The sequence below is a fragment of the Rhizobium sp. CIAT894 genome, from assembly GCF_000172795.2.
Lineage (GTDB): Bacteria > Pseudomonadota > Alphaproteobacteria > Rhizobiales > Rhizobiaceae > Rhizobium.
Window position 1 is genome coordinate 1 of sequence record NZ_CP020951.1, and the last position, 25,570, is coordinate 25,570.

The following is a 25,570-nucleotide window of genomic DNA, read 5'->3' on the forward strand; positions in this document are numbered from 1 at the left end:
ACGGCTGTGAAAAAGCTTCGCGCCAGCTGCGCCGGTTAGACGAATATGCGGCCGGTCGACCAGCCATCTCAGCCGATTCCTCCCCAGTCCCTTTGTTGAAATACGCCGTTAACCATGTCATACATGACGGAAGAAAACATGCGTTTTGCTTCCATTTGTGAGAAACCGTAAAGCTTAACAATGCGCTACGATATTGACGGTGTCATGCTTCAGGCCCTGCTTCCCGCCCTTGCTGCGGCGGAGGATGCGGTGGCGCGGCTGGACGAGCGGGTGTTGCGTTCGCCGGTCGGTGAGGGCTTTGCCGAACGCAGCCATTTCTTCGATGCCGCCGGCGCGCTGTGGGTGGCCGGCGAACTCGTGCATGTCGAGGATCTGGTTTTGCATGATGCGCATATGGACAGCCGCGCCCCCAGCCACGAACTGACGATCGCCCATTCGGTGCTGCGCACACGCCGGCGCATCTGGACCGGCGAACCGTCCTGGGCGCTGGGAGCGCCGGGGCTTGCAGCGCTGACGGCAACGCTCGGGGAAGGGGAGGGGGATGCGCGGGAGCCGAAGCGTCCCGAAGCTCCCGGCGAGGCCGACGAGGAGGGCGAGGATGAAGACGGGCCGCTCGCCGCCGAAATGGCGGAGATCGACGCCATCCTCGCGCGCTCGCAGAAGCTCATCGATATCCACACGGGAAAGGCGCCGGCAAGTGAACAGGCCGCCGTCCCGGCGGCGAGGCGAAATGAAGATCCTCTGGGCCTGCTCGGCGATGACGAATGGGACGAGGAGCAGCGGCTGGCGGAGTGGCGGAGCGTGCTGCCGCTGGCCGACAGCCTGCCGCCGGTTCTCGGCGCCGTCATCCTCTTCGAAGCCTGGGAGAGGATCGAGCCGCTACGGCGTCAGCACTGGCTCGGCGGTCTTCTGGTCGCCGGCCATCTGCGCGCCCGCGGCAAGGTCGCCTCGCATCTCTTTTCTTTTTACGGCGGGCTGAAGCTGGTGCGCCATGAGCGTCGCCGGGCGCGGGACCGGGCAACGCGGCTGCAAGCCTTCCTGGAGGCGATGCATCTGGGAGCCACGGCCGGGCTCAAGGAACTCGACCGGCTGACGCTGGCGCGCACGCAGATGGAGCTGCGTTTTCGCGGCCGCCGTTCGAACAGCAGCCTGCCCGAACTTGCCGATTTCATTCTGTCGCGGCCGATGGTCTCGGCGGCGATGATCGCCCGCCATCTGCGTATCACGCCGCGCGGCGCGCTGAACCTCGTCAACGAGATCGGCATTCGTGAAATCACCGGCCGCGGCCGCTATCGCGCCTGGGGTATCATCTGAAACGAAAACAGCCGGGCATTGCGCCCGGCCATCTCCTTTGATTCTTGTTTCGTCATCCCGGAAAACCGACACACGGCCGGGCGACATGCTTAAAGGTGAACACCCGATCCACCATCCTGTCACGGACGGCAGACCGGGCGTTCTTGCGCTTCCATTGCCCCCGGAAGCGCGGTCCCTATTCCCGCTCGCCTGTGAAGTTGAGCAGAAGCTGGAAGATGTTGACGAAGTTCAGGTAGAGCGAGAGCGCACCGAAGACGGCGAGCTTCTGGTTCGATTCCTGATCGTAGTTTTCCGAATATTGTTCCTTGATGTTCTGCGTGTCGTAGGCGGTGAGGCCGACGAAGACGACGATGCCGATCACCGAGATCGCGAACTGCAGCGCGCTCGAACCCAGGAAGATGTTGACGATGCCGGCGATGATGATGCCGAACAGGCCCATCATCAGGAACGAGCCCATCTTCGACAGGTCACGCTTGGTCGTGTAGCCGTAGAGGCTGATGGAACCGAACATCGCGGCGGTGATGAAGAAGGTCTGCGCGATGCTCGTCTTGGTGAAGACCAGGAAGACGGAAGCGAGCGACAGGCCCATCACGGCGCAGAAGGCCCAGAAGGTGATCTGGGCGGTGCTGGCCGACATCGTCTGGATTTTGAACGAAAAGAAGAAGACGAAGGCGAGCGGCGCCAGCATCACGACCCACTTCAGCGGCGAGCCGAAGATCGGGACGTAGAGGGCCGGCGTCGAGCCGACGACGAAGGCGACGAGGCCTGTGATGACGAGGCCGAGAGCCATATAGTTGTAGACGCGCAGCATATGCTGGCGCAGGCCCTCGTCGAACAGGGCCTGGGTGCCGGCCGCAGCACCGTAGCGGGAATTGATCGGGTTCATGCTGATCTCCTCGGTTTGAACTAATAGAGCGAGCGGGCGAGCCGTTCGGCCGCCTGGTCGAGATTGAGACCGCTATCGTCGGCGATCAGCGCATAGGCGACCTCGCCGATCTGCCAATAGGCGGCTTCTGCTTTTTCCAGCGTGAGATGACTGACCGGCTTGACCTCGAAGGCCCCCGGGCGGACGGCGAAAAGCGATAGCCGCTTTCCATCCGACTGCTCGATCGCCATTTCGACGCTGGGGCCGAATTCGGACGGGAAGATCTGCACGTCGGCGACTTTCCAATCCCCAGGCAGTTCGGGGATGACGATGGCGGTGGCGGCGCGAATATCGTCGGCGCTGTAGGTGGCCGGCGTTTGCGGCGGCATCGATTGGCGCAACGCCGCGGTCTGATAGGCGCGGACGGCGTCCTCGACATAGGCGGGTGCGGGCACCGACGCCGATACCTCGGTGGCCGAGAAGGCGCCGAAGGAGTTGTGCGCCACCCAGCCGGCAGTGATCAGAATACCGACAGCGGCGATGCGCTGCAGGGAATGGAAAATGCGGCCATAGGAGAGGCCGCGTTCCAGCCGGCGGGCGGCATCGCGGGTCTCTGGGCGGCCGAAGGTACTTTCGCCGGCAAGCGCCAGGCGCAATTCGCCCTTCACGCTGAGGTCGGCCATGACCTTGGCGGCAATTGCCGGGTGGTCGGAAAGATAGGATTCCACCTGGATGCGGCGGGTGACATCGAGTTCGCCATCCACATAGGCGTCGAGATCGGCATCGAGGATCGGATCAATTGCTTTCATTGCCATCTCCTCCGATTAATCTCAGATGCGAAACGCGCGGCGTCTTCTCCTCGAATTCGCGCAGCTGGGCGCGCGCACGCGAGATGCGCGACATCAATGTGCCGATCGGAATGCCGAGTGCATGGGCGGCTTCCTGATAGGAGAGATCCTCGATCGCCACGAGATGCAGCGCCTCGCGCTGTTCCTCCGGCAGGCCGAAGAAGACGTCTCGCACCTGCTGCAGGCGCACCGCATGTTCCTGCCCGGCCGGCAGCGACTGCTCGGCTTCGACAGCCGCTTCGTCATGGCGGCGCGTCAGCGACCGGTTCTGGCGCAGGCGGTCGATATGGGCATTGTGCAGGATGGAGAGCAGCCAGGTGCGCAGATTGCCGCCGCTGCGGAAGCTCTTTTTCTTCTCGAGGGCGCGTACCAGCGCATCATGCACCAGATCTTCCGCCTCATCGGCATTGCGCACCAGCGAGCGAGCGTAGCGCCGCAGCGCTGCGAGTTGTCCGATGACATCGAAGGGGCGTTCTTTACGGTCCATGATTGAGTATACGGAAGTGCGACGTATTTTATTCCGGCGGACGCAAAAAATCGTCCGGGCCGAAGATCGCCGCCTCAAAAATAATCAAAATTTCCCTCTCCAGCGGATGTGCACGTTAAATCGGCGATTGTTTATGACAATTACATGACAGATCATGACGCCGCTGATTTGAGGGGAAATAAAGAATGAAGGAGAAGAAGCGGGTCTACGAAGCTCTCGTGGACGGCGCCATGGAAGGGCTGACGGATCAGGCGCTTTATGACTTCGTCAAGGCACGTTGCCCGAATGCCACCAGCAAGAAGATCGTCCGGGCCTCGCTTCTCGCGCTGACCGATCCTCATCTGAAAGACCGCAATATTCTCGATGTGATCTATGCGCTGGCGATCAAGCATCGGCTGGATGAAGGCGAAGACGACGAGGCCGACGAGCAGCTTCAATCCTCGCAGGCGGCCAACCAGAAAACGCCTCAGTTTTCCTGATCCAGCCGCCTCAATGGTCAGCTACCGTCCGAAAGCTCTTCGAGGATCGGGCAGTCTGGCCTGTCATTGCCGTGGCAGGCATGCACGAGCTGCTCCAGCGTGCGGCGCAGTTCCGAAAGATCGCGGATCTTGCGGTCGATCTCGGCAAGCTTGGTCTCGGCGATATCCTTGACGTCGGCGCTTGCCCGGCTTTTATCCTCATAGAGCGCCAGCAACTGCCGGCACTCCTCGACGGAAAAGCCGAGGCCGCGCGAGCGCTGCAGGAAGCGCAGCTTATGAACGTCGGCGGCGGCATAATCGCGATAGCCGTTTCCGCCCCGTTCGGGGCGGATGAGGCCGATATCCTCGTAATAGCGGATGGTCTTCGACGGCAGGCCCGACCGCTGCGATGCTTCGCCAATGTTCATTGCCGTCTCCTATAGTTTTGCAAAACGCAGTCTCAGCGCATTGGCGATCACCGAGACGGACGAGAGGCTCATGGCCGCCGCCGCGATCATCGGCGACAGCAGCAGCCCGAAGACGGGATAGAGCACGCCGGCGGCCACCGGAACGCCGAGCGCATTGTAGCCGAAGGCGAAGCCGAGATTCTGACGGATGTTGCGCATCGTCACTTCGGCCAGTCGCCGCGCCCTGACGATGCCGGTGAGATCGCCTTTCACCAGGGTGATACCGGCGCTTTCCATCGCAACATCGGCGCCGGTGCCCATGGCGATGCCGACATCGGCTGCGGCGAGCGCCGGTGCGTCGTTGATGCCGTCACCGGCCATGGCGATGATGGCGCCTTTGGCCCGCAACTCGTCGATCAGCGCCTTCTTGCCTTCCGGCAGCATGTCGGCGCGCACCTCATCGATGCCGAGGCTTTTGGCCACCGCATCTGCCGTGCGCTTGTTGTCGCCCGTCGCCATGACGATCTTCAGCCCGTTTTCGTGCAGCGCCTTGATGGCGGCTGATGTCGTCGGCTTGATCCGGTCGGCAACGGCGACGAGACCGGCAAGCGCGCCGTCGAACACGACGAACATCACCGTCTTGCCGTCGCCGCGCAAAGCTTCGGTCTTATCGGAAAGCGCCGCCGGATCGATACCGAGATCGGCGAGCATGGCCGCATTGCCGAGTGCCACCCTCGCGCCGCCGGCAAGACCCTGCACACCCTTGCCGGTCTTCGCCTCGAAGCCGGTGACTTCCACGAGGGCGACGCCGCGCTCTTCGGCACCGGAAACGATCGCTTCGGCCAACGGATGTTCGGAACCGCGCTCCAGGCTTGCCGCCAGCGACAGCAGCCGGCTTTCCCCGACGCCGCCGAGGGTGACGATGTCGGTAAGCTTCGGTTTACCCTCGGTCAGTGTGCCCGTCTTGTCGATGATCAGCGTGTCGACCTTGGAGAAACGCTCCAGCGCTTCCGCGTCCTTGATCAGTACGCCTGCCTGCGCACCGCGGCCGGTGGCGATCATGATCGACATCGGCGTCGCCAGGCCGAGCGCGCAGGGGCAGGCAATGATCAGAACGGCAACGGCGGCAAGCAGCGCATTGGCCAGGCTCGGCTCCGGCCCGATCGCGGCCCAGACGAGGAAGGCCAGGATGGCGACGGCGACGACGGCCGGCACGAACACCGCCGACACCCGGTCGACCGCACCCTGGATCGGTGCGCGCGAGCGCTGCGCCTTGGCGACCATGTCGACGATGCGCGACAGCACCGTATCCGCGCCCACCTTCTCGGCGGCCATGACGAGGGAGCCGTTCTTGTTCATCGTGCCGCCGGTCAATGCATCGCCCTTGGACTTCTCGATCGGCAGAGGCTCGCCCGATATCATCGATTCGTCGACGGTCGACTGGCCCTCGAGAACGGAGCCGTCCACCGGCACCCGCTCGCCGGGGCGCACGCGCAATCTGTCGCCGGTCTGGATCTCGTCCACCTCAACATCGCTCTCGCTATCGTCGGCATTGATGCGCCGCGCCGTCTTCGGCGCGAGATCGAGCAGAGCGCGGATCGCCGAACCGGTACGCTCGCGTGCCTTCAATTCCAGCACCTGGCCGACGAAAACGAGCGCGACGATGACGGCTGCCGCCTCGAAATAGACCGGCACGGCTGCGCCGTGGCCGCGAAAGCTCATCGGGAAGATGCCGGGCGCCAGCGTGGCGACGAGGCTGTAGAGATAGGCGGTGCCGACGCCGAGACCGATCAGCGTCCACATATTCGGGCTGCGATTGACGAGAGACGCCCATGCGCGGCGGAAAAACGGCAGGGCCGCCCAGAGCACCACAGGCGTTGCCAGCAGCAGTTCGATATAGGTCGCCTGCGGCTCGCCGATCGTTTCCCTGAACGGCAGGCCGAGCATCGGCCCCATGCCGAGCGCCAGCAGCGGCATCGCAAGGATGGCGCTGACCCAAAGCCGTCTGGTGAAATCCGCAAGTTCCGGGTTCTGACCTTCGTCATCAGGAGGAATGCCCATCGGTTCCAGCGCCATGCCGCATTTCGGGCAGTCGCCGGGGCGGTCGCTGACGACCTCCGGATGCATCGGGCAGGTATAGAGCGTGCCCTTCGGCGCCGGCTTGGCCGGCGGGCGCTTGCCGCCGCGATAGGCTGAGGGATCGGCTTCGAACTTCGCCTGGCAGGCGTCCGAGCAGAAGTAGAATTTTTCTCCCTCGGCTTTCAGGAAATGTTTGGCCGTCGAGCGATCCACTACCATGCCGCAAACGGGGTCTTTCGTGGTCAGATAGTAATCAGGTGCCGCCGCAAACTTTGTCCGGCAGCCCTCCGAGCAGAAATGATAGCTGCGGCCGGCATGATCGAAGGAGGGCTTGCCGGCCTGCGGATCGACGGTCATGCCGCAGACGGGATCGCGAATGACTGCGTATGCGGCTTTTTCCGAGCCATGGCCGCAACACCTGTCATCGTCGCTATGGATGTGATCGTGATGATGGTCGTGATCGTTTTTGATATTCATATCGATCTCCTATGCCGCAGGGGCAGATGGAGAGGTTATCCACCTTCCAGCAACTGGAAGGTCAAGCGCTGATTTTGAGAGGCGGAATTTTTCGAAGACCGCCGACGGTCCTCAGATAGGGCTGATCAGGCCGATCGGCTGGCTCCCGAGCAGGGCGGCGACCGAAAGGCTGCCTCCGGGCTCGATGGTTTTCCCGGTCACCAGATCCGCTTTCAGCCCGTGAAGAGGCGAGGGGACGGCGATTGCCGTATCCTCCCAGAATTCCGGTCCGGCAAAGAGCACGCCCGGGTCGAGCCAGCCGAACATCAGCCGAGGCGCGGCGACGATCGCGAACTCACCATGGTGGACGCGGGCAAACGCCAGGACGTGATCGCGCCGGCTGCCCGTCACCTTCAGCGGCAGGTAGTCGCCCTTGGCAAAGAGAACCGGCTGTCTTTGGCGCAGCTGCAGGCCGATTGCGACGATGCGCTGCTTCAAGGCCGCCGCCTGAAGCTTGGCGATCGGCCCGGCTTCACCAAGCCAGGCCGCCAGCCGTTGGTGATCGACCGGCCGGCGGTTGTCGGGATCGACAAGACTGAAATCGAAGCCCTCCGCGCCCTGGTAGATATCGGGAATGCCCGGCGCCGTCAGCTTGAGGAGGGTCTGCGACAGGCTGTTGAGGTAACCCGCGGCGATGAAGGGCTGCAGCACGCTTGCGAAATCCTCGAGGAAGGCGTCATTGTCAGGCGAGATCAACCCTGCCGCATAGGCCATGACCGCTTCCTCGTAAGCGGCGTCCTGGTCCGTCCAGTCGCTGCGCAGTTTGGCCTCGCGCACCGCCTTGAGCGCATAGCCGGTGAAGCGCTCGGCAAGCTCAGCCGTCTGCCCGCGGTCGAAATCCTCCGGCCAGAGGCCGGCGAGCGCCTGATAGAGCATCCATTCGACATTCAGCTCCGGTGCCGGGCCATCCGGTAAATCGCTGAGCCGGGACCGGTTCATCTCGCGCCAGCGCGCCACCGCCTGCACGAAGACATCCGCCCCCTCGCTCAACGCATAGAGCCTGGCGCGGGCATCCTCGCCGCGCTTGGTGTCGTGGGTGGCGCTGGCCGAAAGCCCATGCGGCTGCAGCCGCGCCCGCTCGGCCATGCGGCGATGGAATCCCTCCGGGCCATCGGGCGCCTTTCCCGGTTCGCCGCCCACTTCGTTTGCGGCAAGCAGCCTGGCATGGCGGTAGAACAGCGTATCCTCCGTCGCCTTCGCCATGACCGGTCCGCTCAATTGCTGGAAACGGAGGCGGAACGCGTGAGCTGCTTGCCCTTCGACCTTGCCTTCGAGGAGCTTCAGCACATGATCGAGGGCACGCCGGTCATCGAGCCGCGGCATGACTTGCGATGCCGTCGCGGCGAGGACGGCCGAATCCTGCCAGGTAAGCGGGCCGCCGTCGCCATAGGTGCGATAGACGGGAAAGGCGATCAGCAGCTCGCTGATCGCGGTGGCGATCTCTTCTCTCTTTAGTTCGGGAAAGATGCCTGCGGCGATCGAGATCAGCCGGCCGGTCTCGCCGGCGAAATTGCGCTCCACCATCAGCCGCTTGGCAATCCGCCGGCTCTCTTCGAGATCGCCCGCCTCTGCCGCGACGCCGCGATAGGCCTCGTCCAGGATGCGCAAACCGCCCCCGTCGATAAACAGCTCGCCGAGGGCCGCGATGAATTCATATCCGGTGGTGCCGGCGACCGGCCAGCTCTCCGGCAGCACCTCGGCCGGTCCGAGGATTTTCTCGACGACGATATAGGCGTCCGGTCCGACCGCTGCCCTCAGCCTGTCGAGATAGGCCTTGGGTTCGGCGAGCCCGTCGACATGATCGATGCGCAGGCCCTGCACCTTGCCATGGCGCACCAGCTCGATCGTCAGCCGGTGGAGGTCATCGAACACGAGGGGATCTTCGACGCGGGTGCCGGCCAGCCCGGTCACTTCGAAAAAACGGCGATAGCTCAGATGCCGCGCCGCTTCCTTCCAATAAGTGAGCCGCCAGTGCTGTGCCTCATGCAGGCTTTGGAGGAAATCGCGGTCGGCCGAGACGTCCTCGAGTTTTTGCCGGAGCAGCGCCCCATCGCCGCCTTCGAAAAGAATGTCGCGCATCGCCCGGGCGAAGTCCTCGCCTGACGTCACGGCCGCAGCCTCCGCCATTCTCGTTGCCACCGGGTCGTCGAGCCGGTTTGCGAGCGCGCCGTAACTGCTGGGGTTCAATGGCAGCAGCGTATCGAAATAGGCGAATGCGAAATTGCCGTGGGTTTCGTCGAGCGCGATGCGCAGCTCGCCGGCGGCGAGCGCCGCCTCGAAATCCTGGCCGAGTTGCGGCAGGGTCAGCGGCTCGCTCCAATCGATGTCGAAGTGGCCGGCATAGGCGCTCTGCCGGCCGAAGGCCAGCACGTCGCGCCACCAGCCGTTCTCAGGCGAGGCGGCCATGTGGTTCGGAACGATATCCAGGATCAGGCCCATGCCCGCCGCGGCAAGGCTTTCCGTCAGCCGGTCGAACCCCGCCCGGCCGCCGAGCGCCGGATCGATCTCGTTGGCATCGATGACGTCATAGCCGTGGGTCGAGCCGCTGACGGCGGTGAAGATCGGCGAGGCGTAAAGGTGGCTGATGCCGAGCCTCTTGAGGTAGGGAACGAGGCCGCAGGCATGATCAAAGGTCATGCCGTTGCGGAATTGTATCCGGTAGGTCGCTGTCGGAAGTGTCATGAGGCCGTCTGACGTTGGAAGGAAACTCTTCTCAACGGTTGTGTCAGGGTTTTTGTTCCCTCACGATGCCGCGTGTCTTACCCGTTCAGTCGATGAAAACGCCGACACTGGCGGCGCGTCCGGCTGAATCGATGACGGTCAGTTTCGAATAGCCGCCGCCGTCGGGCAGCCATTGCTGGGTGCGCCGGCGGGAGAGATCGGGCAGCGGCTTGCCGTTGGCAAGCCAGCGGAAGGGGGCGCGGCCGCCTTGCAGCTTCAGCATCAGCGGCGACAGGTCGCCGGCTCCGGCACCGAGATCGATATGGGCGCCCTCGGGGGGATAGACGATCTGAGGCGCCGGCTCGCGGCCGGAGGCGACGAGCAGGCCGCTGGCATTCAGCGCAAAACGCCGCTGGCTGATCGGCAGCTCGGACTGGGCAATGCGCACCGCACCTGCCGGCGGGCGGGGCAGCGGGGTCGTTGATATGCCCGATTTGGCGAAGCCCTCGAACAGGATGGGTGCGGCGGTGCCGTAGCCGGTCAAACCCGGAACGGCGCTGTTATCGGGCCGTCCGACCCAGACGCCGAGCACATAACGCCCGTCATAACCGACTGACCAGGCGTCGCGATAACCGTAGCTCGTGCCGGTCTTGTAGGCGATGCCGCGCTGCGGCGCGCCGGCAGGCGGAATGACGCCGGAGAGAATATCGGCGACGTTCCAGACCGCGACCGGCTCCAGCAGCGGTTCGCCGTCGAGCTTGCCGGGCGTGCCGGTGATGCCGTCGCCGAGCCTTGCCGGCTGGCCGCGATTGGCGAGCGCCGTATAGAGCTGCACCAGATCCTTGAGCGTAATGCCGACGCCGCCGAGACCGATCGCCAGCCCCGGCGTCTCGTCCGGCGGCAGGACCGGGCGCACCTCGGCGCGGCGGAAGCGCACCATCAGCCGCGACGGGCCGACGGCGTCGAGCAGCTTGACGGCCGGCACGTTCAGCGAAAGCTGCAAGGCCTCGCGCACGGTGACGTCGCCCTGGTAGCTCATGTCGAAATTGCGCGGCCGGTAGCCGAAGAAATCCGCCGGCCGGTCCTCGATGATCGTCTCCTGGGAGACGAGGCCCTGCTCGAAGGCGAGCCCGTAGATGAAGGGCTTCAGCGTCGAGCCGGGCGAACGGTTGACGCGGGTCATGTCGATCCAGCCGGAGCGGCTGGCGTCGAAATAATCGGCCGAGCCGACCTCGCCGACGATGGCGCCGGTCTGGGCATCCGCCATCACCATGGCGAGCGAAAGCTTCGGCCCGAGTTTCATCGCCGCGGCCCGCGCGACCGATTCCAGCCCCTGCTGCACCTGCTTCTTCAAGGTCGTCTGGTGCTTGAGGACAGCAGGCTCCTTGCGCAGTGCGGCTTCGCCGACATGGGCGGCGAGCGCCGGCAGTTGCATGCGCCGCGGCGGGATGGCGACACCCTCGGCCCGCTCCGCCTCGCCGTCGCCGATGGCTTCGGCCACGGCGGCCCGCTCGAGCACGCGCTTGCGCGCCTCCTGCGCCGCCTTAAGATTGCGGTCCGGCCGTCGCCGTTCCGGCAATTGCGGCAGGGCGACGAGCAGGGCGGCTTCGGCGACCGTCAGGCGCCGCGGCTCCTTGCCGAAATAGGCAAGGCTTGCGGCGCGCACGCCTTCCAGATTGCCGCCATAGGGCGCATGCGTGAGGTAGAGATCGAGGATCTGCTCTTTCGACAGCCGCCGCTCGATCTGCACGGCGCGGGCGAGCTGCAGGAGTTTGGCCGAAAGCGAGCGTCCGGCGCGTGGCTCGATCAGCCGCGCCACCTGCATCGATAGCGTCGAGGCGCCGGAAACGATGCGGCCGTTGCGGATGAATTGCGTCGCCGCCCGCCCGAGCGCCCAGGCATCGATGCCGCCATGTTCGTAGAAACGCTGGTCCTCATAGGCAACAAGCATGCGCAGGAATTGCGGATCGACGTCGGCGACCACAGTCTTCAGCCGCCAGCGGCCTTGCGAGGTCGCAAAGGCGCGCAGCAATTGTCCGTCGGCATCCAGCACCTCGGCGGAAACCAGATCCGCTTTGTCAAGCGGCGGCGGAAAGGCCTTGTCGGCGGCGTCGAGCGCAAAGAGTGCCGCGCCGGCAAGAACAATGCCGGCGACGGATCCGATCGCAAACTTGTGCCACAGCCTCATTATTGCGCCGCCACGACCTCCATCTTGCCGGTCGCCGTGCGGGCCGAAAGCTCGGGACGGTACATGTCTTCGACGCTGGCGGCCGGATGGTCGTAGGTGCCGGGGGTGACGGCGCGCACGACATAGGCGACGTTGAATTCGCGCTCATCGCCCTGAGCGCGGTTGAAGGCGGCGACGAAGCGATCGTAGCGGAATTCGGTATGGGCGGCGGAGATTTCGCCGATCCAGTCGAAATTCGTCATCTGGGCGCTGTCGACGAGGTTGGGATTGTCGATCTCGAAGCCGGCCGGCAGCAGATCGGTGATGACGATGCGCGACGGCCAGTCGTTGGTTTCGCGCACATGGAGGACGACGACGTAGCGCTCGTTCTGTTTCGCTTCGCTGACATTCGCCTCCTCGCCGTCGAGCGTGTAATAGCTGCGCTCGATCAGGAAGCCGTCGCCGCCGGCCGGCAGCGGCGCAGTTGGGGCGGCAACGGTGGTGACGACGGCCGAGACCGCGTCACTCGTCTGGTTGGTCAGCGTCAGCGGATGGTCGGCGAGCGCCTCGCCGCTCATGCTGGCCATATAGGCGCCGGTGTGCGCGGCGCCGTTGACATCGATTTTCAGGTCGTCGTCGCCGCCCTGGATGGCGCGCGCGGCAAGCAGCATCCAGGTCTCTTCCTGGGTGCTCTTGTATTTGCTGCGTCCCCATTCCTTGGCGACGGCCTTGGAGAGTTCCGGAATGACCGGCGGCACCGGCCGGCTTTCGGCGGCAAGTGCCAGGATCGCAGCACCGTCGCGCAGGATCGTGCCGTAATCGGTGCGTGAGACGTTCACGCGCGAGACCATCGACTGCTGTGACATTTGCAGCGCGTCGAGGAAGATGTTCTTCGAACGCTGCGCATCGCCGTAGAGCGCCAGCGCGGCGGCGATATGCGCCTTGGCGAGCGGCGTCGGGAAGTCGTTGATCATCGTATCGGCGTAGTAGCGCAAATCGCTGATCGCCGCCTTCTTGTTGCGGGCAAGCACATAGACGGCATAGGCGATCTGGTCGCCCTGGCCCTTGATGTCGGTGGTGTAGGACAGCGTGTTCTGCAGGTTTTCGAGGGCCTGCACGAAGGCTTTTTCCGGCACGTCATATTTCATTTCGCGGGCCCGCGTCAGGAAATCGGTGACGTAGGAATCCAGCCAGACGTCGCCCGAATCCGGTCCCCAGAGGCCGAAACTGCCGGCCGAGGCCTGGTAGGAGAGCACGCGGTAGATCGCATCCTGCACACGCTTGTGCACGTCGTCGTCATTTGTCATGCCGGCCTGCTTCGCGACTTCCGCGAGGTAGAGCAGCGGCAGTGCCCGGCTGGTGGTCTGCTCGGCGCAACCGAAGGGATAGCGGTCGAGCGTCATCAGCAAGGCGGGAATGTCGAAGGCGGCCGACCGCGTGACGTTGACGCTGATCGAGGCGCCGGGCAGCACGCTGTCGGCAAGCAGGTTCTTGTCGACGGTGAGTTTTGCCCCGGGCTTCAGCGCCAGCACCCGCCGTTCGGTGATCGGCAGTGATGCCGGGCGTACCGGCACGTCGACGGTCTGGTCGAGCGAAAGGCCGGAAGCGTCGGAGAGGTTGATCGAGACGCTGCCGGCGCCCGGCTGCTTGCCGATCAGCGACAGCGTCAACTCGGATTTCGCCCCGGCTTCCAGGCGGATCGTCTGGGCAGCGGAAACCTGTTCGATGCCGACCGCGTCGTTGCCGGTCAGCTGCAGCTTGTAATCGCCGGCCGGCGCATCGGTATTGGCGATGTCGAGGCGCAGATTGGTCTTGTCGCCGGGGGCGAGGAACTTCGGCAGGCTGGCGGTCACGACGACGGGATCGCGGATGATCACATCCTTGACGCCATGGCCGACACCGGATTTCGACCATGCCACAGCCATGACGCGCGCCGTGCCGTTGAATTGCGGAATGTCGAAGGAGACATGCGCCTTGCCTTCGGCGTCGAGCTTCACCGGCCCGGAGAAGAAGGCGACGAGCTTCTGGGTCGGCGGGCTTGCCTGCAGCGCCACCGCGCCGCCGTCGCCGCCGGTCCTGAGTTTGCCGGTCGCACCCAGCGAGCCGTCGATCAGCCGGCCATAGAGGTCGCGGATTTCAAGGCCGAGCTGGCGCTGGCCGAAATACCAGTCCTCCGGATTCGGAGGTTCGTAGCGTGTCAGGTTGAGAATGCCGACATCGACGGCGGCGACCGTGACATAGGCGTCCTCATCGGCGCCGGCGCCCGCCACCTGCAGGCCGATCTCGAGCGGTCCGCGCGGCAGCATCTTTTCCGGCGTGTCGAGCTTGACCTGCAGCGCGCGCTGCTCTGGATCGACCTTCAGCCATTTGATGCCGATCGAGCGCATCGGCATGTGGCTGTCCTGGGCATCGCCGGGGCGGAAGAGCGTGGCGGTGACATAAGCGCCGGCACCCCAATCCGCAGTGACGGGGATGTCGACTTCGCCGCCGGTCTCGCCCATCGTTGCATTCTGCACGGCGACCAGCTTTTCGGTTCCTGATGTCACCATCAGCTCGCCGCCGTAACGCGAGGTGACTTTCAGCTTGGCGGTGTCGCCGATCTTGTAGCTGTCCTTGTCGAGGGCGATCTCAAGCCCGTCCGGTGTTTCGGTCGAGGTCGAGGTGACGAACCAGCCGGCGTCGAATTCGACGCTGGAGGTCGGGCCGTCGGCATCCGGGCTTTCCACTTCGAGGCGATAGCGGCCCCATTTCACCGGCACGGAGATCTTGCCGCCGTCCATCGTCGCGTCGACGCTGCCGTTGGCAACCTGCTCGGCGGTATAGACCGGCTCGTATTTCCACGCCGTTCCCTCGCGATACCATTGGTACTCGCGGTTGAGGCTGTAGAATTTCCAGCGCAGGCCCTTGGTCTCCTGCTTCTGTCCGTTGGCATCGACGCCGATCACCGTGAAGTTGGCGATCGAGTTCTCCGGCAGGTCGTCGGAAAATTCCGGCTTGATGCCGATCGCGGCGCGGTCGCTCTTCACCGGAAGCACCAGCGAGCGCTCGATGGCGCGTCCGCCCGCTTCCTGCATTCTCACATAGACGGTGGCATTGAGCAGCTGCGTCGTTGCCGGCAGGTCGCCGACGGTCAGATCGGTCGTAGCTTCGCCGTTCTCGTCGAGCTCGGGCAGCCCGTCGATCGGCAGGCGCGAATCCTCGCTTGCCTCCTCGTCGGCAAGACCGAACAGGAAGCCGTTATAGGCTGCACTCTCGCGCGTCGGCTTGACGACGACGTCGCCTTCGAGCGTCAGGCCGGCGGCCGGGGCGCCATAGAGATACTTGCCGGAAATGGTGATATGCGCCGGCGTATCCGGGCCGATTTCCTTGGCCTCGGTCTTGATCTCCATGTCGGTGCGATCGGGCACGAAATCGTCGACCAGGAAGCTCTTGCTGGCGATCGCGCTGCCCTTGGGGTCGGTATAGATATTCATCGTCCAGGTGCCGCGCATGGCGTTTTCCTGGGTGGCGAAATCGACGCTGTAACCGCCGAGATTGCTGGTCTGGCTGACGATCCGCCGGTCTTCGACGCCATCCGGGCGGCTGAAGATGAAGGTGAGCGGCAGGTTCTCGATGGCGTTGCCGTCGGTGTCGCGGGCGAGCGCCTGCGCGTGCACCGTTTCGCCGGCGCGGTAGATACCGCGTTCGGTGAAGGTCAGCACATCGATCGCGCCGGGTGCGGCACGGCCGGTGACGCCGCGGTCGGAAAGGTCGAAGCCGGCGCGCGTCATGTCGAGGAAGACGTAGTCCGACGCGCCGTTCTTGGCGGTAATGACGGCGGGCGTCAGCGCCGCCGTGCCGCGGATCAGGCCGGCGGTGAAGGTGGCGCGGCCGTTTTCGTCTGTGGTCGCGGTGCCGAGCACTTCATTGTTCTTGGCCAGCAGCTGCAGCTCGACGCCTGCGATCGGCTTGGCCGAGGCCAGCGACCGGGTGAAGACGTTGAGCCCGTCCGTGCCGGCATAGGTGGTGATGCCGATATCGGAGACGAGGAACCATTGCGTCGCCTGCGAATCCCACTCCTGCGCCGGGCCGTTCGGGCCGGTTGCCGTCAATACGTAGATGCCGGGCTTGCGCTCCGGCAGCGCTTCGTCGACCGGGAAGCTGGTGACGATGTCCTTGTTGAGCTCGTTGGCGATGTCGATCGAGCCCTGCCAGACGAGTTCGCCGTTCTGGTCCTGAATGTTCTGGGCGCTGTAACCGTCGAGCTGGGTGAGGAATTGCGAGTTGGTCAGGAGCGGCGCGATGGCGCGGTCGCCGATGCGGTAGAGCTTGAGGTTGGCCGACGCCAGGTTGACCGAGACGAGCGGGATGCCGCGGCGCGCCGTCGAGGGCAGCACGAAGCTGTCGCCGGTGAAACGCACCATCTGGCTGCGGTCCTTGATATAGACGTCAATGCTGACCGGGGCTTCGAGCGCCTCGTCGACCGATGACGGCAGGCCGGTGCGGAAGGCGATCTTGTAGGTCTCGCCATGCGTCAGCCCCTCGACGCAGATCTGCTTGTCCTTGGTTTCCAGCGCCTTGGGGGCGGCCCCGTTCAGCGTCACGAAGGGCGTGTAGTCGGTGGTCTTGATCAGCGCCTCGGAGAAGGTGACGCAGGCGCGCGGCGTGGCGCTGTCGGCATCGACCGTGTGTTCGGTGATGCGGAAGCCCTGCGTCGATTTCAGCTGCAGATAGGCCGCCTGCACATCCTCGGAGGCGACAAGCGCCAGGCTCGCCTTGTAGGCGTCGAGCGCCGGGCGGTAATTGGCGTTTCGGTCCAGGGCGTCGGCCAGCACGGCAAGCGCCTCGGCGCGCTTGGGCTTGGTGCGCGTCAGCTCGTAGCCGTTCAGCGCGTCGAGCACGGCCTGGCCTGATGTATTGGTCTCGGCGCTGCCGAGCGAAGTGGCGGCGCGGGCGGTTTCGAGCCAGAGATCGGCGTCGTCGGGGGTGATCGACAGCGCGCCATGGAAGGACTTCAGCGCGTCGGCCAGATTGTTGCCGGTGAGGTCGATGCGGGCATTGGCCGTCAGGCTGTCGGCGCCCTGGCCCTGCTGGTCGTCGGCAAGCGCCAGATTATCCTTGAAGTCGCGGGCCTGCTGGATGAGGTCGTTGCTCAGGAAGGTCAGGCGCGGCGCGGCGCCGAGATCCGGCTCCTGCTTGCCTGAGGTCTCGACGATCTTGCCGGCGATGGCGCCGGGGAAGGCGTTCATCGTCTTGAAGTCCGACTTCAGGAAACACCATTTCACCTTGGGATTGTAGGTGAAGGCCTTGCAGCTCTTGTCGCCGATGCAGGAGGTCTTGCATTGGTCGAGCGAGACGTTCTGCTCGGTGCGAAGGTCGAAGCCGAAGAAATCGGCGTCCTTGATCGTCTGAATGTCGCGCTTGGTGTCCGCAGCGGCGGCGGGAAAGCTGATGGCGATCGTGGAAAAGAATGCGATGGTGGCGAAAGCAAAGAACGAGCGCACGGACATAGATTCCCCCCAAGGATACAGGCGATGCAGGCTCTGACCGGCCGGCACTCTCCTCACTCTACGGGAAATTGTCAATCTCACTCGCGCGCTGTTTCAACTTCGCACAGGCGCTTTCGTCCGGCTGTCACATCGGCGTGAGTGATCGCCTTGTGATTTGCGGCTTCGACTGACATGAGCAAGGATTTCTGCGATCGCCGGAGGTAGCGCCATGTTCACGTCGTCCCGCCGCAGGAGCTTAGCCGCGCTCCTTGCCGCCACTCTTCTTTCAATCGGTGCGAGTGCCGCAGGCGCGGCTGAAGACGCCGTCGTCATCCCGCCGCCTGCCGTCGACGAGGCCGCCGGGGCAGGGACCGAGACCGCCATTTTCGCCGGCGGCTGTTTCTGGGGCGTCCAGGGCGTCTTCCAGCACGTCAAGGGCGTCAAGAGCGCCGTCTCCGGTTATGCCGGCGGGAAGGCGGCGACGGCGCAGTACGAAACCGTCAGCACCGGCGCGACCGGTCATGCCGAATCCGTCGAGGTGACATTCGATCCGAAAGAGGTGAGCTACGGCAAGTTGCTGCAGATTTTCTTCTCGGTGGCGCACAATCCGACGCAGCTGAATTTCCAGGGGCCGGATCGGGGAACGCAATACCGCTCGGCACTGTTCGTCGCCGGGCCAGAGCAGCGCAAGGTTGCCGAGCACTATATCGACCAGCTCGACAAGGCGCATGTCTTCGCCGAGCCGATCGTCACCAAGGTGGCCGACACCACCGGCTTCTATCCGGCCGAAGCCTATCATCAGGATTTCCTGACGCTCAATCCGACCTATCCCTATATCGTCTACAACGACCTGCCGAAAATCGAGAACCTGAAGTCGCTATTTCCGGCCGACTACCGCAGCCAGCCGGTCCTCGTCAGGAAGGCCAAGGGCTGATCGCGTCACCGATGCTTCAGGGCATGATGTCGATCGGCGTATGGTTGGGGACGCGAGCCCAGATGTCGCGCATCTCGGCATTGGTGACGGCGATGCAGCCATCCGTCCAATCCCACAGCCGATGGCTTTCCCCGAACAGGCCCCAGCCATTGGGAAGCCCGTGGATCATGATATTGCCGCCGGGTGGAAAGCCGTTGGCTTCGGCGTTGCGCCGATCCTCCGGGTTCGGATAGGAAATATGCAGGCTGAGATGCGCCATCGACTTGGGATTTCGCCAGTCGATTTCATAACGTCCTTCCGGTGTTTTTTCGTCGCTTCCCGCTGCTTGGCCCCGCCATCGGCAGCCTGCCCCAGAGAAATCCGGTATGTCGCGATCGGAACGTCCGCTTTGAGAAGCACCATGCGGCGTTCGGATTTGTAAACGCGGATGAGGTCGGCCTGTTGCGCGAGCGGTGCATCGGCAGGCGGGGAGCCCGAGCCGATTCTGGCCATCAATTTCGTGTAAGCGAACAGGCTGGCGATCAGGATGGCCAAAAGGATGAATTTGCTTCTCACGGGGATACTCGTCTTCGCGCTGATGGCACGACTATATCGCCTCGTTGCGCGCTCATCCAGAAGGCGGATGGCTGCAAAAGCCGTCTTGATCGTGCTTGCCTTCTGCCCATTTGAAATGACGTCCGTCAGGTCGACCGCGTGCAGTCCTCGCCGGCCGCCACAGCGCCGCCCTTTTTAGCCTCGTTTCCCGCCGTTAAGAATTCATCAACATTAACAATATCTTAAATTGGGGAAAACGCGTTTCGCGGTGGAACATATGGTCGAGTTGCCCGTTACGGCTCACGAGTTTCGTGCAGGGACAGCTGCCGAAGCGGATCCCTCTTTCGAAGTATGTGCGTAACACGGGGATATATCATGGCCACCAATGTCGTGCGGCGCTGGCAACGAGATGATCTCATGAAGCAGAGAGTATTGATCGTCGAAGATGAATTCCTGATCGCCCTGGATATCGGGGCGACGGTCGAAGGCATGGGGATGCAGGTCGCCGGCCTTGCCAATGATTGCGAGCAGGCGCTGCGGCTGGCGCCGCTTGCCGATATCGCCTTCGTCGACGTCAATCTCGCCGACGGTCCGACCGGGCCCGAGATCGGCCGGCGGCTGGCGCAGGAACACGGCATCGCGGTGGTCTTCATGACCGGCAATCCCGAAATGGTCGCCGACGGCGTCAAGGGTGCTGTCGGTGTGGTGCAAAAACCGGTCATGCCGACGCTGGTCGAACAGTTGGTGAAATATCTTGCCGCGCGCCGGGTCGGCATGTTCGCGGTCGTGCCGGCTCAGATGACGGTGTTTGCGTGATCGGAAGGCGCAATCAGCCGGGCAGGGCGGCAAGCTGCGCCCTGGGGCCGGCCTTGTCCGCCTGCGGGGCGCCATAGGCCCTGAGAAAGGTGCGCACGGCATTGCGCGCCGCCTTTTCCAGCTGTTCATCACTGGGTGTTTCGCCGAAAAGCGTCATCATCTGCAGATCGGCACTGCAGAGCGCCACGAACTGGCGGGCGGCGACATCGAAATCGTCGATGACGAGCGCTCGGCCGTGGGCAAGCCGGGCGAGAACCGCCGAAAGGGCGGTGGTCAGCTTGCCCGGCCCCTGCCGGCGCCAGCTTTCGAAAAGATGCGGATAGCGTTCGCCTTCGGTCTGCACCAGCTTGCGCAGGAATTTGCCGTCGTGATTGCAGATGCAGTTCTTGTTGAGGCGCACGGCAAAACCCGTGAGGTCGTGCTCCAGATTGTCGGCGTTTTCGGGAAAGCTCGACAGCACCGAGAAGAGCATGGCGTTGGCGCGGTTCATGACGTCCTCGACGACGGCAACGAACAGCGTCTCTTTTTCGCGGTAGTGATTGTAGATCGTCTGGCGGGAGACGCAGGCAACGGCGGCGATCTCATCGATGCTGGCGCCGGCAAAACCCTGGCGGCAGAAGACGTCGGCGGCGGCATCGAGGATCGACAGGCGCTTGGCGCATTGGCCGCGCTGGGTATGTCCCGCCATCCTGACTGCCGGTGTCATGCGATCGTTCATGAGAGCGAGGATAAGGCGTCTTGACGATTTAGACAATGGAGTCTAATTTTACATCCGTGTCCAAAATTATTGACACGCTTGGTTCGCCGCTGGAGATATGAGCTCCCAACTTCGTCTTCGCGCGAACGATCATCATTGACCCTCGCGCATCGGCCCGAAATCGGAATCGATTTAGGAAAGCCCGACGCGTCGACCCAAAGAGTTAGAGCGTCCCTTGTGCGTCCGAGAGGACGCACCGCTCCAAGAGCAATGCGGCGGAGCGACGACCCGGCGCCTCCGCTGCGCTTTTATGAAAGATCACCCTTATGACGGCTTCCTTCTTTCGCATTGCCCTCATTCTCGGCCTGCTCTCGGCCATCGGGCCTTTCGCCATCGACATGTATCTGCCCGCGCTGCCATCCATCGGCCAGGATCTGCATGCGGATAACAGCGTCACCCAGCTGACCCTTCTCGCCTTCTTCATCTCCTTTGCGCTCGCCCAGCTCGTCTACGGCCCGCTGTCGGATATGTGGGGGCGCAAGCTGCCGCTCTATCTCGGCATCGGCCTTTTCGCCGGCGCCTCGATCGGCTGCGCGCTTTCGACCGATATCGAAACGCTGATCGCCTTCCGTTTCGTCCAGGGCATCGGCGGTGCGGCCGGCATGGTCATCCCCCGCGCCATTGTCCGCGACATGCATACCGGCGTGCAGGCCGCGCGCCTGATGTCGCTGCTGATGCTGGTCTTCTCGATCTCGCCGATCCTGGCGCCGCTGACCGGCAGCGCCGTCATCGAATTCTATGGCTGGCGCGGCGTCTTCTGGGCCGTGACCATCGCTGCCGCAATCGGTCTCGTCCTGCTTTCCACCCAGCTCGAGGAAACCCGCCCGGCCAAGGAGCGGGGCGGCAGCGGCCTCGGCAGCGCCATGGCGGCCTACCGGCTGCTGCTTTCCGACCGCAATTTCCTGACGCTGACCTTCATCGGCGGTCTCGGCATTTCGAGCTTCCTCGTCTATCTCGCCAACTCGCCCTTCGTGCTGATCCAGCATTACGGGCTGACGCCGACGCAATACAGCTTCGCCTTCTCGATCAATGCCGTCTCCTTCTTCGCGGTGTCGCAGGCGACCGGCTGGCTCGGCGAACGGTTCGGCCTGGTGCGCGTCATGCGCATTGCGGTCAGCGCCTTCGCGCTGGCGATGGTGGCCATGGCGGTGGTGATGGCGGCAGGCTTCAACCAGCTGCCCGTCATGGCTGGCTTCCTGTTCATCGGCTACGGCTTTCTCGGCCTCGTCATTCCGACAAGCGCCGTGCTGGCGCTCGAGGATCACGGCGCCATCGCCGGCACGGCCTCGTCGCTGATGGGCACGCTTCACTTCGTCATCGCCGCCGTCGCCATGGTGATATCGAGCCTGTTCTTCGACGGCACGGCCGTCCCGATGGCCGCCGGCATCGCCGTCTGCGCCTTCGCAGCCTTCGTGCTGACCCAACTGACGATCGGCCGCCGCGCCGCGGTTGCCGCCGCCGAATGATCGATGACAGGCCGCACCCGGTTTCCGGATGCGGCCGCCAAGATCGGTGCCGCAGAGAAAATGCAACGCGCAATTGATTATCGGTGTGCCGCGCTATCTAGGCCTGACGAAGCATTGTCATTCCGGAGAATACGCATGATCGAAGAGCGGCGGCTGATCTCGAAAATTACCTGGAAGCTGATGCCCTTTCTCGGCATCCTCTACCTCATCGCCTATATCGACCGGCAGAATGTCAGCTTCGCCAAGCTGCAGATGGTCGATGCGCTGGGAATGAGCGAATATGCCTACGGCCTCGGCGCTTCGCTGTTCTTCATCGGCTATTTTCTCTTCGAGGTGCCGAGCAATCTCTTCCTCGACAGGCTCGGCGCCCGCGTCTGGTTCGCCCGTATCCTGGTTTCCTGGGGCCTCGTCACCGTGGCGCTCGCCTTCACGCAGAACGCCACGATGTTCTATATCCTGCGTTTTCTGCTCGGTGTGTGCGAAGCCGGCTTCTTTCCGGGTGTGCTCTATCTGCTGACGCTCTGGTTTCCCGCGGCCTATCGCGGCCGGATGGTCGGGCTGTTCATGATCTTCAGCGCCATCGCCAATGCCGTCGGTGCGTCGCTCGGCGGCGTGCTGCTCGACCTCGACGGTCTCTACGGTTTTGCCGGCTGGGAATGGGTGTTCCTGGCGACCGGTATCCCGGCTGTTTTCGCCGGCATCGTCACCTTCTTCTATCTTCCCGGCCGGCCGGAAAATGCAAGTTTCCTGAGCGGCGAGGAGAAGGCCTGGCTCGAACGCCGGCTCGCCTCGGAAAATGCCGGCATGGGCGAGAATGCCGGAAACGGCTTCAAGGCGCTGATCGACCCGCGTGTGCTGCTGATGGCGCTCTGCTATATCGCCTTTCCGCTGTCGGCCTATGGGCTGAGCTATTGGCTGCCGACCATCGTCAAGGCCTTCGGCGTCAGCAATACGGTGAACGGTTTCCTCAACATCATTCCCTGGCTTTTGGTGGCGGTCGCCCTCTATGTCGTGCCTGCCATGGCCGACAAGGCGCAATCGAAGACGCCCTATATCGTCATCCCCGCCTTCATCGGTGCGGCCTGCCTGCTGTTGTCGGCGCTGATCCCGAACCATACGCTGCAATTCGCCTTCCTCTGCGTCGCCGCCGCCGGGATCTTCGCGCCGCAGCCGGTATTCTGGAGCCTGCCCTCGCGTTTCCTGAAAGGGGCGGGGGCCGCGGCCGGCCTTGCCGCCATCAATTCGGTCGGAAATCTCGGCGGCTTCGTCGCCCAGAACGTCGTGCCCTGGATCAAGGATGAGAGCGGCAGCACGATCGCGCCGATGGTCTTCCTCGCCGCCTGCCTTGCGGCCGGCGCCCTGCTGGTGTTCTTCGTCACCCGGCTGTTGGCGAGCCGGGAGCCCCCGGCAGCGCCGAGCCGGATCTGAAACGCGTCAGACCGTCAGCGTGAAAGCGTCGCTTTCACCCGGAACGAGTTCCAACGGCCAGATGCGGTTGCGGGCGCCCTGCGGATAGTGCTCGGCATAGGCCGGCATGGTGGCGAGCAGGGTTTCGCCGAGCTGGGCGCCGAGATCGCGCAGCGACATGCGGAAGGAGGTCAGCGTCGGCTGCAGGAAATGCGTGCGCGGCTCCTCGCGGAAACCGACGACGGCAAGGTCGCGGCCGGGCACGATGCCGGCCTCTGCCAGCCTGCGGTAAAGCCCGATCGCCATCAGCTCGTGGATCAGGATGATCGCCGTTGGCCGCTCCTCGATCATCAGCAGTTCGTGGCCGGCCTGATAGCCGCCCTGTTCGCTCGACTTGACGCGGATCACCAGCGCCGGGTCGAAGGCGATATCGTGGCGTTTCAGCGCCTGGCGATAGCTGTCGAGGAAGATATAGCCGAGATTGATGTCGGATGAGGGAGCGGCGACCGCGATCCGCCTATGGCCCTTGGCGACCAGCCGCTCGACGCCGCGCGCCGCCACGCCCTCGAAATCGAGGTCCATCCAGGTATAGCTGCCGCCTGACGCGCTGCGGCCGAGCGCCACGAAGGGGATGCGGGCCTTTTCCAGAAGCTCGATACGCCGGTCGGTGCGGCGTGTCGCCGAGATGATCATCGCGTCGACGAGGCGGCGGGCCACCATGCGCTTCAGATATTCGTGCGAATCCTCGTCGTCGGGGCAGGGCAGCATGACCAGGTCGAGCTTGTGACGGGAAAAGACGCTCTGCAGCCCGTCGGTGACGCCGAGGAAGAAGTCGTCGCTGTTTTCGACGGTCTCGCGGCTGACCTCGAGCATCAGCCCGATGACGTTGGTCATGCCCTGGCGAAGGCTGCGGCCCGATTGATTGGCGACGTAGCCGAGCTCCTCGGCGGCGGCAAGCACCCGCCGGCGCGTGTCTTCATTAACGTCAGGCTTGCCGTTCAGCGCCCGGGACACGGTCCCGATCGAAATGTCGAGATGCTCGGCGAGCTGGCGAATTCCCTTCATCTCCGACGATTTTCCTCCCGATCGGATCGCATTTTTCCTTTCTTGCCACAGGATGGCGCCTGCGAAAAGTCGGGGGAGGGATTATGGCCTGAAGCTCTGCCGGATGACGAGTTCCGGAATGACGCGTTCGGAAGCCGGCGGAGCGTCCGGGTTTTCAAGCCGCCGCTCCATCAGCGCGACGGCGCGTTGCGCCATAACAAGCGGGTCCTGCCGGAAGGTGGTGAGCTGGTAGCTCAGCCAGGCGGATTCCGGCACGTCGTCGAAGCCGATGACGGCGAGATCTTCCGGAAGGCGCAGCCGCGCTTCCTGGCGCGCGATATCCATCAATCCGAAGGCGATCAAGTCGTTGGCGCAGAAGACGGCGTCGGGCTTTATTTTTTCCGTAAAGAGCGCGCGGCCGGCGGTGACGCCGCCCTGATAATCGGAATCGTCGCCGCGTGCGACCATGACGGACGCGCCGAGTGATTCGGCCGCCGACAGGAAGGCGCTTTCGCGTTCGACGATCGCAGGCGTTCCCGAGTTGGAGCCGATCACCGCCAGCCGCCGCCTGCCGCTTTCGTAAAAGGCCGTCGCCGCCCTGCGCGAGGCTTCGGAATTGCCGGCGCGCACATGGTCGGCGTCGGGCTCCGAACGGCCGATGACGACGAGCGGCTGACCGTTTCGCTGCGCGAGTTCGAGGAAACTTGCCGGCGGCGAGCCGGACAGGATGATGATCGCCTCGGCGCGGTGGCCGATCAGCATCTTCTGGGCGGCAAGCAGTTCCTCTTCCGTCTGGCCGGTGTTGACGAGGATCGGGATGCTGCCGCGCCGGATCAGCGATTTGGCAAGCGCGGCCGCCAGATGCGCACGAAAACCCACTTCCGGCCGGGTCGCGACGATGCCGACGAGGCGGCTCTGATTGGCAAGCACGCCGCGCGCGAGATCGTTGACGTGATAGCCGAGCTCTTCAGCGGCCCGCAGCACCTTTTCGCGTGTCGCAGGCGCCACGCTTGCGCCCGGCGTGAAGGTGCGCGACACGGCGGAACGCGAAACGCCCGCCAGCTGCGCCACCTGCTCGGCGCTGACGAAACGCATGCGCTCTTTTTTCGGCATCCTGCCGCCGTTCACGGGACCATCATTCATCGGCTCTCAGCTATTGCGCGTCTCTGACATCAGGATGACAGGCGGCGGGGGAGGATGGAATTTTTGCGAAGGTGTTGGCAGCCGGATGAAGGCTCATCCCTTGAGGGATGTCGCCGATATGGAACAAAAAAACACCGAGGCTGCGGGAGGCAACCTCGGCTGAAGGCAAACGGCGGCGTTAAAACCAGTGCCGCCGCAA

At 64.0% G+C, this 25,570-nt stretch carries 18 protein-coding genes and 1 pseudogene; 7 read left to right on the forward strand and 12 right to left on the reverse strand.

Annotated features, from left to right (window positions below; translation table 11 throughout):
• Positions 1–180: 180 nt before the first annotated feature.
• Positions 181–1,314, forward strand: coding sequence for an RHE_PE00001 family protein (locus RHEC894_RS26330; protein WP_085739704.1), 1,134 nt, complete (start codon positions 181–183; stop codon positions 1,312–1,314).
• Positions 1,315–1,489: 175 nt separating this feature from the next.
• Here RHEC894_RS26330 and RHEC894_RS26335 read toward each other — a convergent pair whose 3' ends face one another.
• From RHEC894_RS26335 to RHEC894_RS26345, 3 genes are read right to left on the reverse strand one after another with little or no spacing between them, the layout of a single operon-like run.
• A complete protein-coding gene (locus tag RHEC894_RS26335; RefSeq protein ID WP_085739705.1) occupies positions 1,490–2,200 on the reverse strand; it encodes a Bax inhibitor-1/YccA family protein in 711 nt (236 codons plus the stop codon).
• 20 nt (positions 2,201–2,220) lie between these two features.
• On the reverse strand, positions 2,221–2,988 hold the full coding sequence (locus RHEC894_RS26340) for an anti-sigma factor (RefSeq protein ID WP_085739706.1): 768 nt from the start codon (positions 2,986–2,988) through the stop codon (positions 2,221–2,223).
• A complete protein-coding gene (locus RHEC894_RS26345; protein WP_085739707.1) occupies positions 2,975–3,514 on the reverse strand; it encodes a sigma-70 family RNA polymerase sigma factor in 540 nt (179 codons plus the stop codon). The genes RHEC894_RS26340 and RHEC894_RS26345 overlap by 14 nt, the downstream gene beginning before the upstream one ends.
• Before the next feature lie 185 nt (positions 3,515–3,699).
• Here RHEC894_RS26345 and RHEC894_RS26350 point away from each other — a divergent pair, with 185 nt between their 5' ends.
• Positions 3,700–3,993, forward strand: coding sequence for a hypothetical protein (locus tag RHEC894_RS26350; RefSeq protein ID WP_010066872.1), 294 nt, complete (start codon positions 3,700–3,702; stop codon positions 3,991–3,993).
• A gap of 17 nt (positions 3,994–4,010) precedes the next feature.
• On the opposite strand, the gene cueR is transcribed toward RHEC894_RS26350, so the two are convergent.
• From cueR to RHEC894_RS26375, 5 genes are all read right to left on the reverse strand, one after another.
• The gene (gene cueR / locus RHEC894_RS26355; RefSeq protein ID WP_085739708.1) at positions 4,011–4,400 is read right to left on the reverse strand and encodes a Cu(I)-responsive transcriptional regulator; all 390 of its coding nucleotides are present in this window, start codon (positions 4,398–4,400) and stop codon (positions 4,011–4,013) included.
• A gap of 9 nt (positions 4,401–4,409) precedes the next feature.
• Positions 4,410–6,935, reverse strand: a complete 2,526-nt coding sequence (locus RHEC894_RS26360; RefSeq protein ID WP_085739709.1) for a heavy metal translocating P-type ATPase — start codon at positions 6,933–6,935, stop codon at positions 4,410–4,412.
• Between the two features lie 111 nt (positions 6,936–7,046).
• Positions 7,047–9,656, reverse strand: a complete 2,610-nt coding sequence (gene treY, locus RHEC894_RS26365; protein ID WP_085739710.1) for a malto-oligosyltrehalose synthase — start codon at positions 9,654–9,656, stop codon at positions 7,047–7,049.
• Positions 9,657–9,741: 85 nt separating this feature from the next.
• Positions 9,742–11,823, reverse strand: coding sequence for a penicillin-binding protein 1C (pbpC, locus tag RHEC894_RS26370; RefSeq protein WP_085739711.1), 2,082 nt, complete (start codon positions 11,821–11,823; stop codon positions 9,742–9,744).
• On the reverse strand, positions 11,823–17,291 hold the full coding sequence (locus tag RHEC894_RS26375; protein WP_085739712.1) for an alpha-2-macroglobulin family protein: 5,469 nt from the start codon (positions 17,289–17,291) through the stop codon (positions 11,823–11,825). Before RHEC894_RS26375 ends, pbpC begins: the two co-directional genes overlap by 1 nt.
• Positions 17,292–17,499: 208 nt before the next feature.
• Here RHEC894_RS26375 and msrA point away from each other — a divergent pair, with 208 nt between their 5' ends.
• Complete coding sequence (msrA, locus tag RHEC894_RS26380; RefSeq protein WP_085739713.1) at positions 17,500–18,204, forward strand: peptide-methionine (S)-S-oxide reductase MsrA; 705 nt, start codon at positions 17,500–17,502, stop codon at positions 18,202–18,204.
• Between the two features lie 16 nt (positions 18,205–18,220).
• Here msrA and RHEC894_RS26385 read toward each other — a convergent pair.
• Positions 18,221–18,759, reverse strand: a pseudogene (locus tag RHEC894_RS26385) (L,D-transpeptidase family protein).
• A gap of 354 nt (positions 18,760–19,113) precedes the next feature.
• Here RHEC894_RS26385 and RHEC894_RS26390 point away from each other — a divergent pair.
• Positions 19,114–19,554, forward strand: coding sequence for a response regulator (locus tag RHEC894_RS26390; protein WP_010067322.1), 441 nt, complete (start codon positions 19,114–19,116; stop codon positions 19,552–19,554).
• A gap of 13 nt (positions 19,555–19,567) precedes the next feature.
• Here RHEC894_RS26390 and RHEC894_RS26395 read toward each other — a convergent pair whose 3' ends face one another.
• Positions 19,568–20,308 carry a TetR/AcrR family transcriptional regulator gene (locus RHEC894_RS26395; RefSeq protein WP_085739714.1) on the reverse strand — a complete coding sequence of 247 codons (741 nt, stop codon included), beginning with the start codon at positions 20,306–20,308 and terminating at the stop codon, positions 19,568–19,570.
• Positions 20,309–20,577: 269 nt separating this feature from the next.
• Here RHEC894_RS26395 and RHEC894_RS26400 point away from each other — a divergent pair, with 269 nt between their 5' ends.
• Together RHEC894_RS26400 and RHEC894_RS26405 are read left to right on the forward strand one after the other, a co-directional pair.
• Positions 20,578–21,777 carry a multidrug effflux MFS transporter gene (locus tag RHEC894_RS26400; protein WP_085739715.1) on the forward strand — a complete coding sequence of 400 codons (1,200 nt, stop codon included), beginning with the start codon at positions 20,578–20,580 and terminating at the stop codon, positions 21,775–21,777.
• A 135-nt stretch (positions 21,778–21,912) separates the two neighbouring features.
• Positions 21,913–23,205 carry an MFS transporter gene (locus RHEC894_RS26405; RefSeq protein ID WP_085739716.1) on the forward strand — a complete coding sequence of 431 codons (1,293 nt, stop codon included), beginning with the start codon at positions 21,913–21,915 and terminating at the stop codon, positions 23,203–23,205.
• Between the two features lie 6 nt (positions 23,206–23,211).
• Here RHEC894_RS26405 and RHEC894_RS26410 read toward each other — a convergent pair whose 3' ends face one another.
• Both RHEC894_RS26410 and RHEC894_RS26415 read right to left on the reverse strand, forming a co-directional pair.
• Entirely contained in the window at positions 23,212–24,249 is a 1,038-nt protein-coding gene (locus RHEC894_RS26410; RefSeq protein WP_085739717.1) for a LacI family DNA-binding transcriptional regulator, read from the reverse strand.
• An 81-nt stretch (positions 24,250–24,330) separates the two neighbouring features.
• Positions 24,331–25,371, reverse strand: coding sequence for a LacI family DNA-binding transcriptional regulator (locus tag RHEC894_RS26415; RefSeq protein ID WP_085739718.1), 1,041 nt, complete (start codon positions 25,369–25,371; stop codon positions 24,331–24,333).
• Between RHEC894_RS26415 and RHEC894_RS33155 the strand changes: the two genes are divergently transcribed.
• Positions 25,322–25,534: a hypothetical protein gene (locus RHEC894_RS33155; protein ID WP_010069612.1), complete on the forward strand. Its 213-nt coding sequence runs from the start codon at positions 25,322–25,324 to the stop codon at positions 25,532–25,534. The genes RHEC894_RS26415 and RHEC894_RS33155 overlap by 50 nt on opposite strands.
• Positions 25,535–25,570: the final 36 nt, after the last annotated feature.

What these genes read in the sequence shown, in the direction of transcription:
- RHEC894_RS26330 (WP_085739704.1), top strand. Translation starts at nt 181, where the DNA reads ATGCGCTACGATATTGACGGTGTCATGCTTCAGGCCCTGCTTCCCGCC.
- RHEC894_RS26335 (WP_085739705.1), bottom strand. Translation starts at nt 2,200, where the DNA reads ATGAACCCGATCAATTCCCGCTACGGTGCTGCGGCCGGCACCCAGGCC.
- RHEC894_RS26340 (WP_085739706.1), bottom strand. Translation starts at nt 2,988, where the DNA reads ATGAAAGCAATTGATCCGATCCTCGATGCCGATCTCGACGCCTATGTG.
- RHEC894_RS26345 (WP_085739707.1), bottom strand. Translation starts at nt 3,514, where the DNA reads ATGGACCGTAAAGAACGCCCCTTCGATGTCATCGGACAACTCGCAGCG.
- RHEC894_RS26350 (WP_010066872.1), top strand. Translation starts at nt 3,700, where the DNA reads ATGAAGGAGAAGAAGCGGGTCTACGAAGCTCTCGTGGACGGCGCCATG.
- cueR (WP_085739708.1), bottom strand. Translation starts at nt 4,400, where the DNA reads ATGAACATTGGCGAAGCATCGCAGCGGTCGGGCCTGCCGTCGAAGACC.
- RHEC894_RS26360 (WP_085739709.1), bottom strand. Translation starts at nt 6,935, where the DNA reads ATGAATATCAAAAACGATCACGACCATCATCACGATCACATCCATAGC.
- treY (WP_085739710.1), bottom strand. Translation starts at nt 9,656, where the DNA reads ATGACACTTCCGACAGCGACCTACCGGATACAATTCCGCAACGGCATG.
- pbpC (WP_085739711.1), bottom strand. Translation starts at nt 11,823, where the DNA reads ATGAGGCTGTGGCACAAGTTTGCGATCGGATCCGTCGCCGGCATTGTT.
- RHEC894_RS26375 (WP_085739712.1), bottom strand. Translation starts at nt 17,291, where the DNA reads ATGTCCGTGCGCTCGTTCTTTGCTTTCGCCACCATCGCATTCTTTTCC.
- msrA (WP_085739713.1), top strand. Translation starts at nt 17,500, where the DNA reads ATGTTCACGTCGTCCCGCCGCAGGAGCTTAGCCGCGCTCCTTGCCGCC.
- RHEC894_RS26390 (WP_010067322.1), top strand. Translation starts at nt 19,114, where the DNA reads ATGGCCACCAATGTCGTGCGGCGCTGGCAACGAGATGATCTCATGAAG.
- RHEC894_RS26400 (WP_085739715.1), top strand. Translation starts at nt 20,578, where the DNA reads ATGACGGCTTCCTTCTTTCGCATTGCCCTCATTCTCGGCCTGCTCTCG.
- RHEC894_RS26405 (WP_085739716.1), top strand. Translation starts at nt 21,913, where the DNA reads ATGATCGAAGAGCGGCGGCTGATCTCGAAAATTACCTGGAAGCTGATG.
- RHEC894_RS26410 (WP_085739717.1), bottom strand. Translation starts at nt 24,249, where the DNA reads ATGAAGGGAATTCGCCAGCTCGCCGAGCATCTCGACATTTCGATCGGG.
- RHEC894_RS33155 (WP_010069612.1), top strand. Translation starts at nt 25,322, where the DNA reads ATGCGCTCTTTTTTCGGCATCCTGCCGCCGTTCACGGGACCATCATTC.
- RHEC894_RS26415 (WP_085739718.1), bottom strand. Translation starts at nt 25,371, where the DNA reads ATGAATGATGGTCCCGTGAACGGCGGCAGGATGCCGAAAAAAGAGCGC.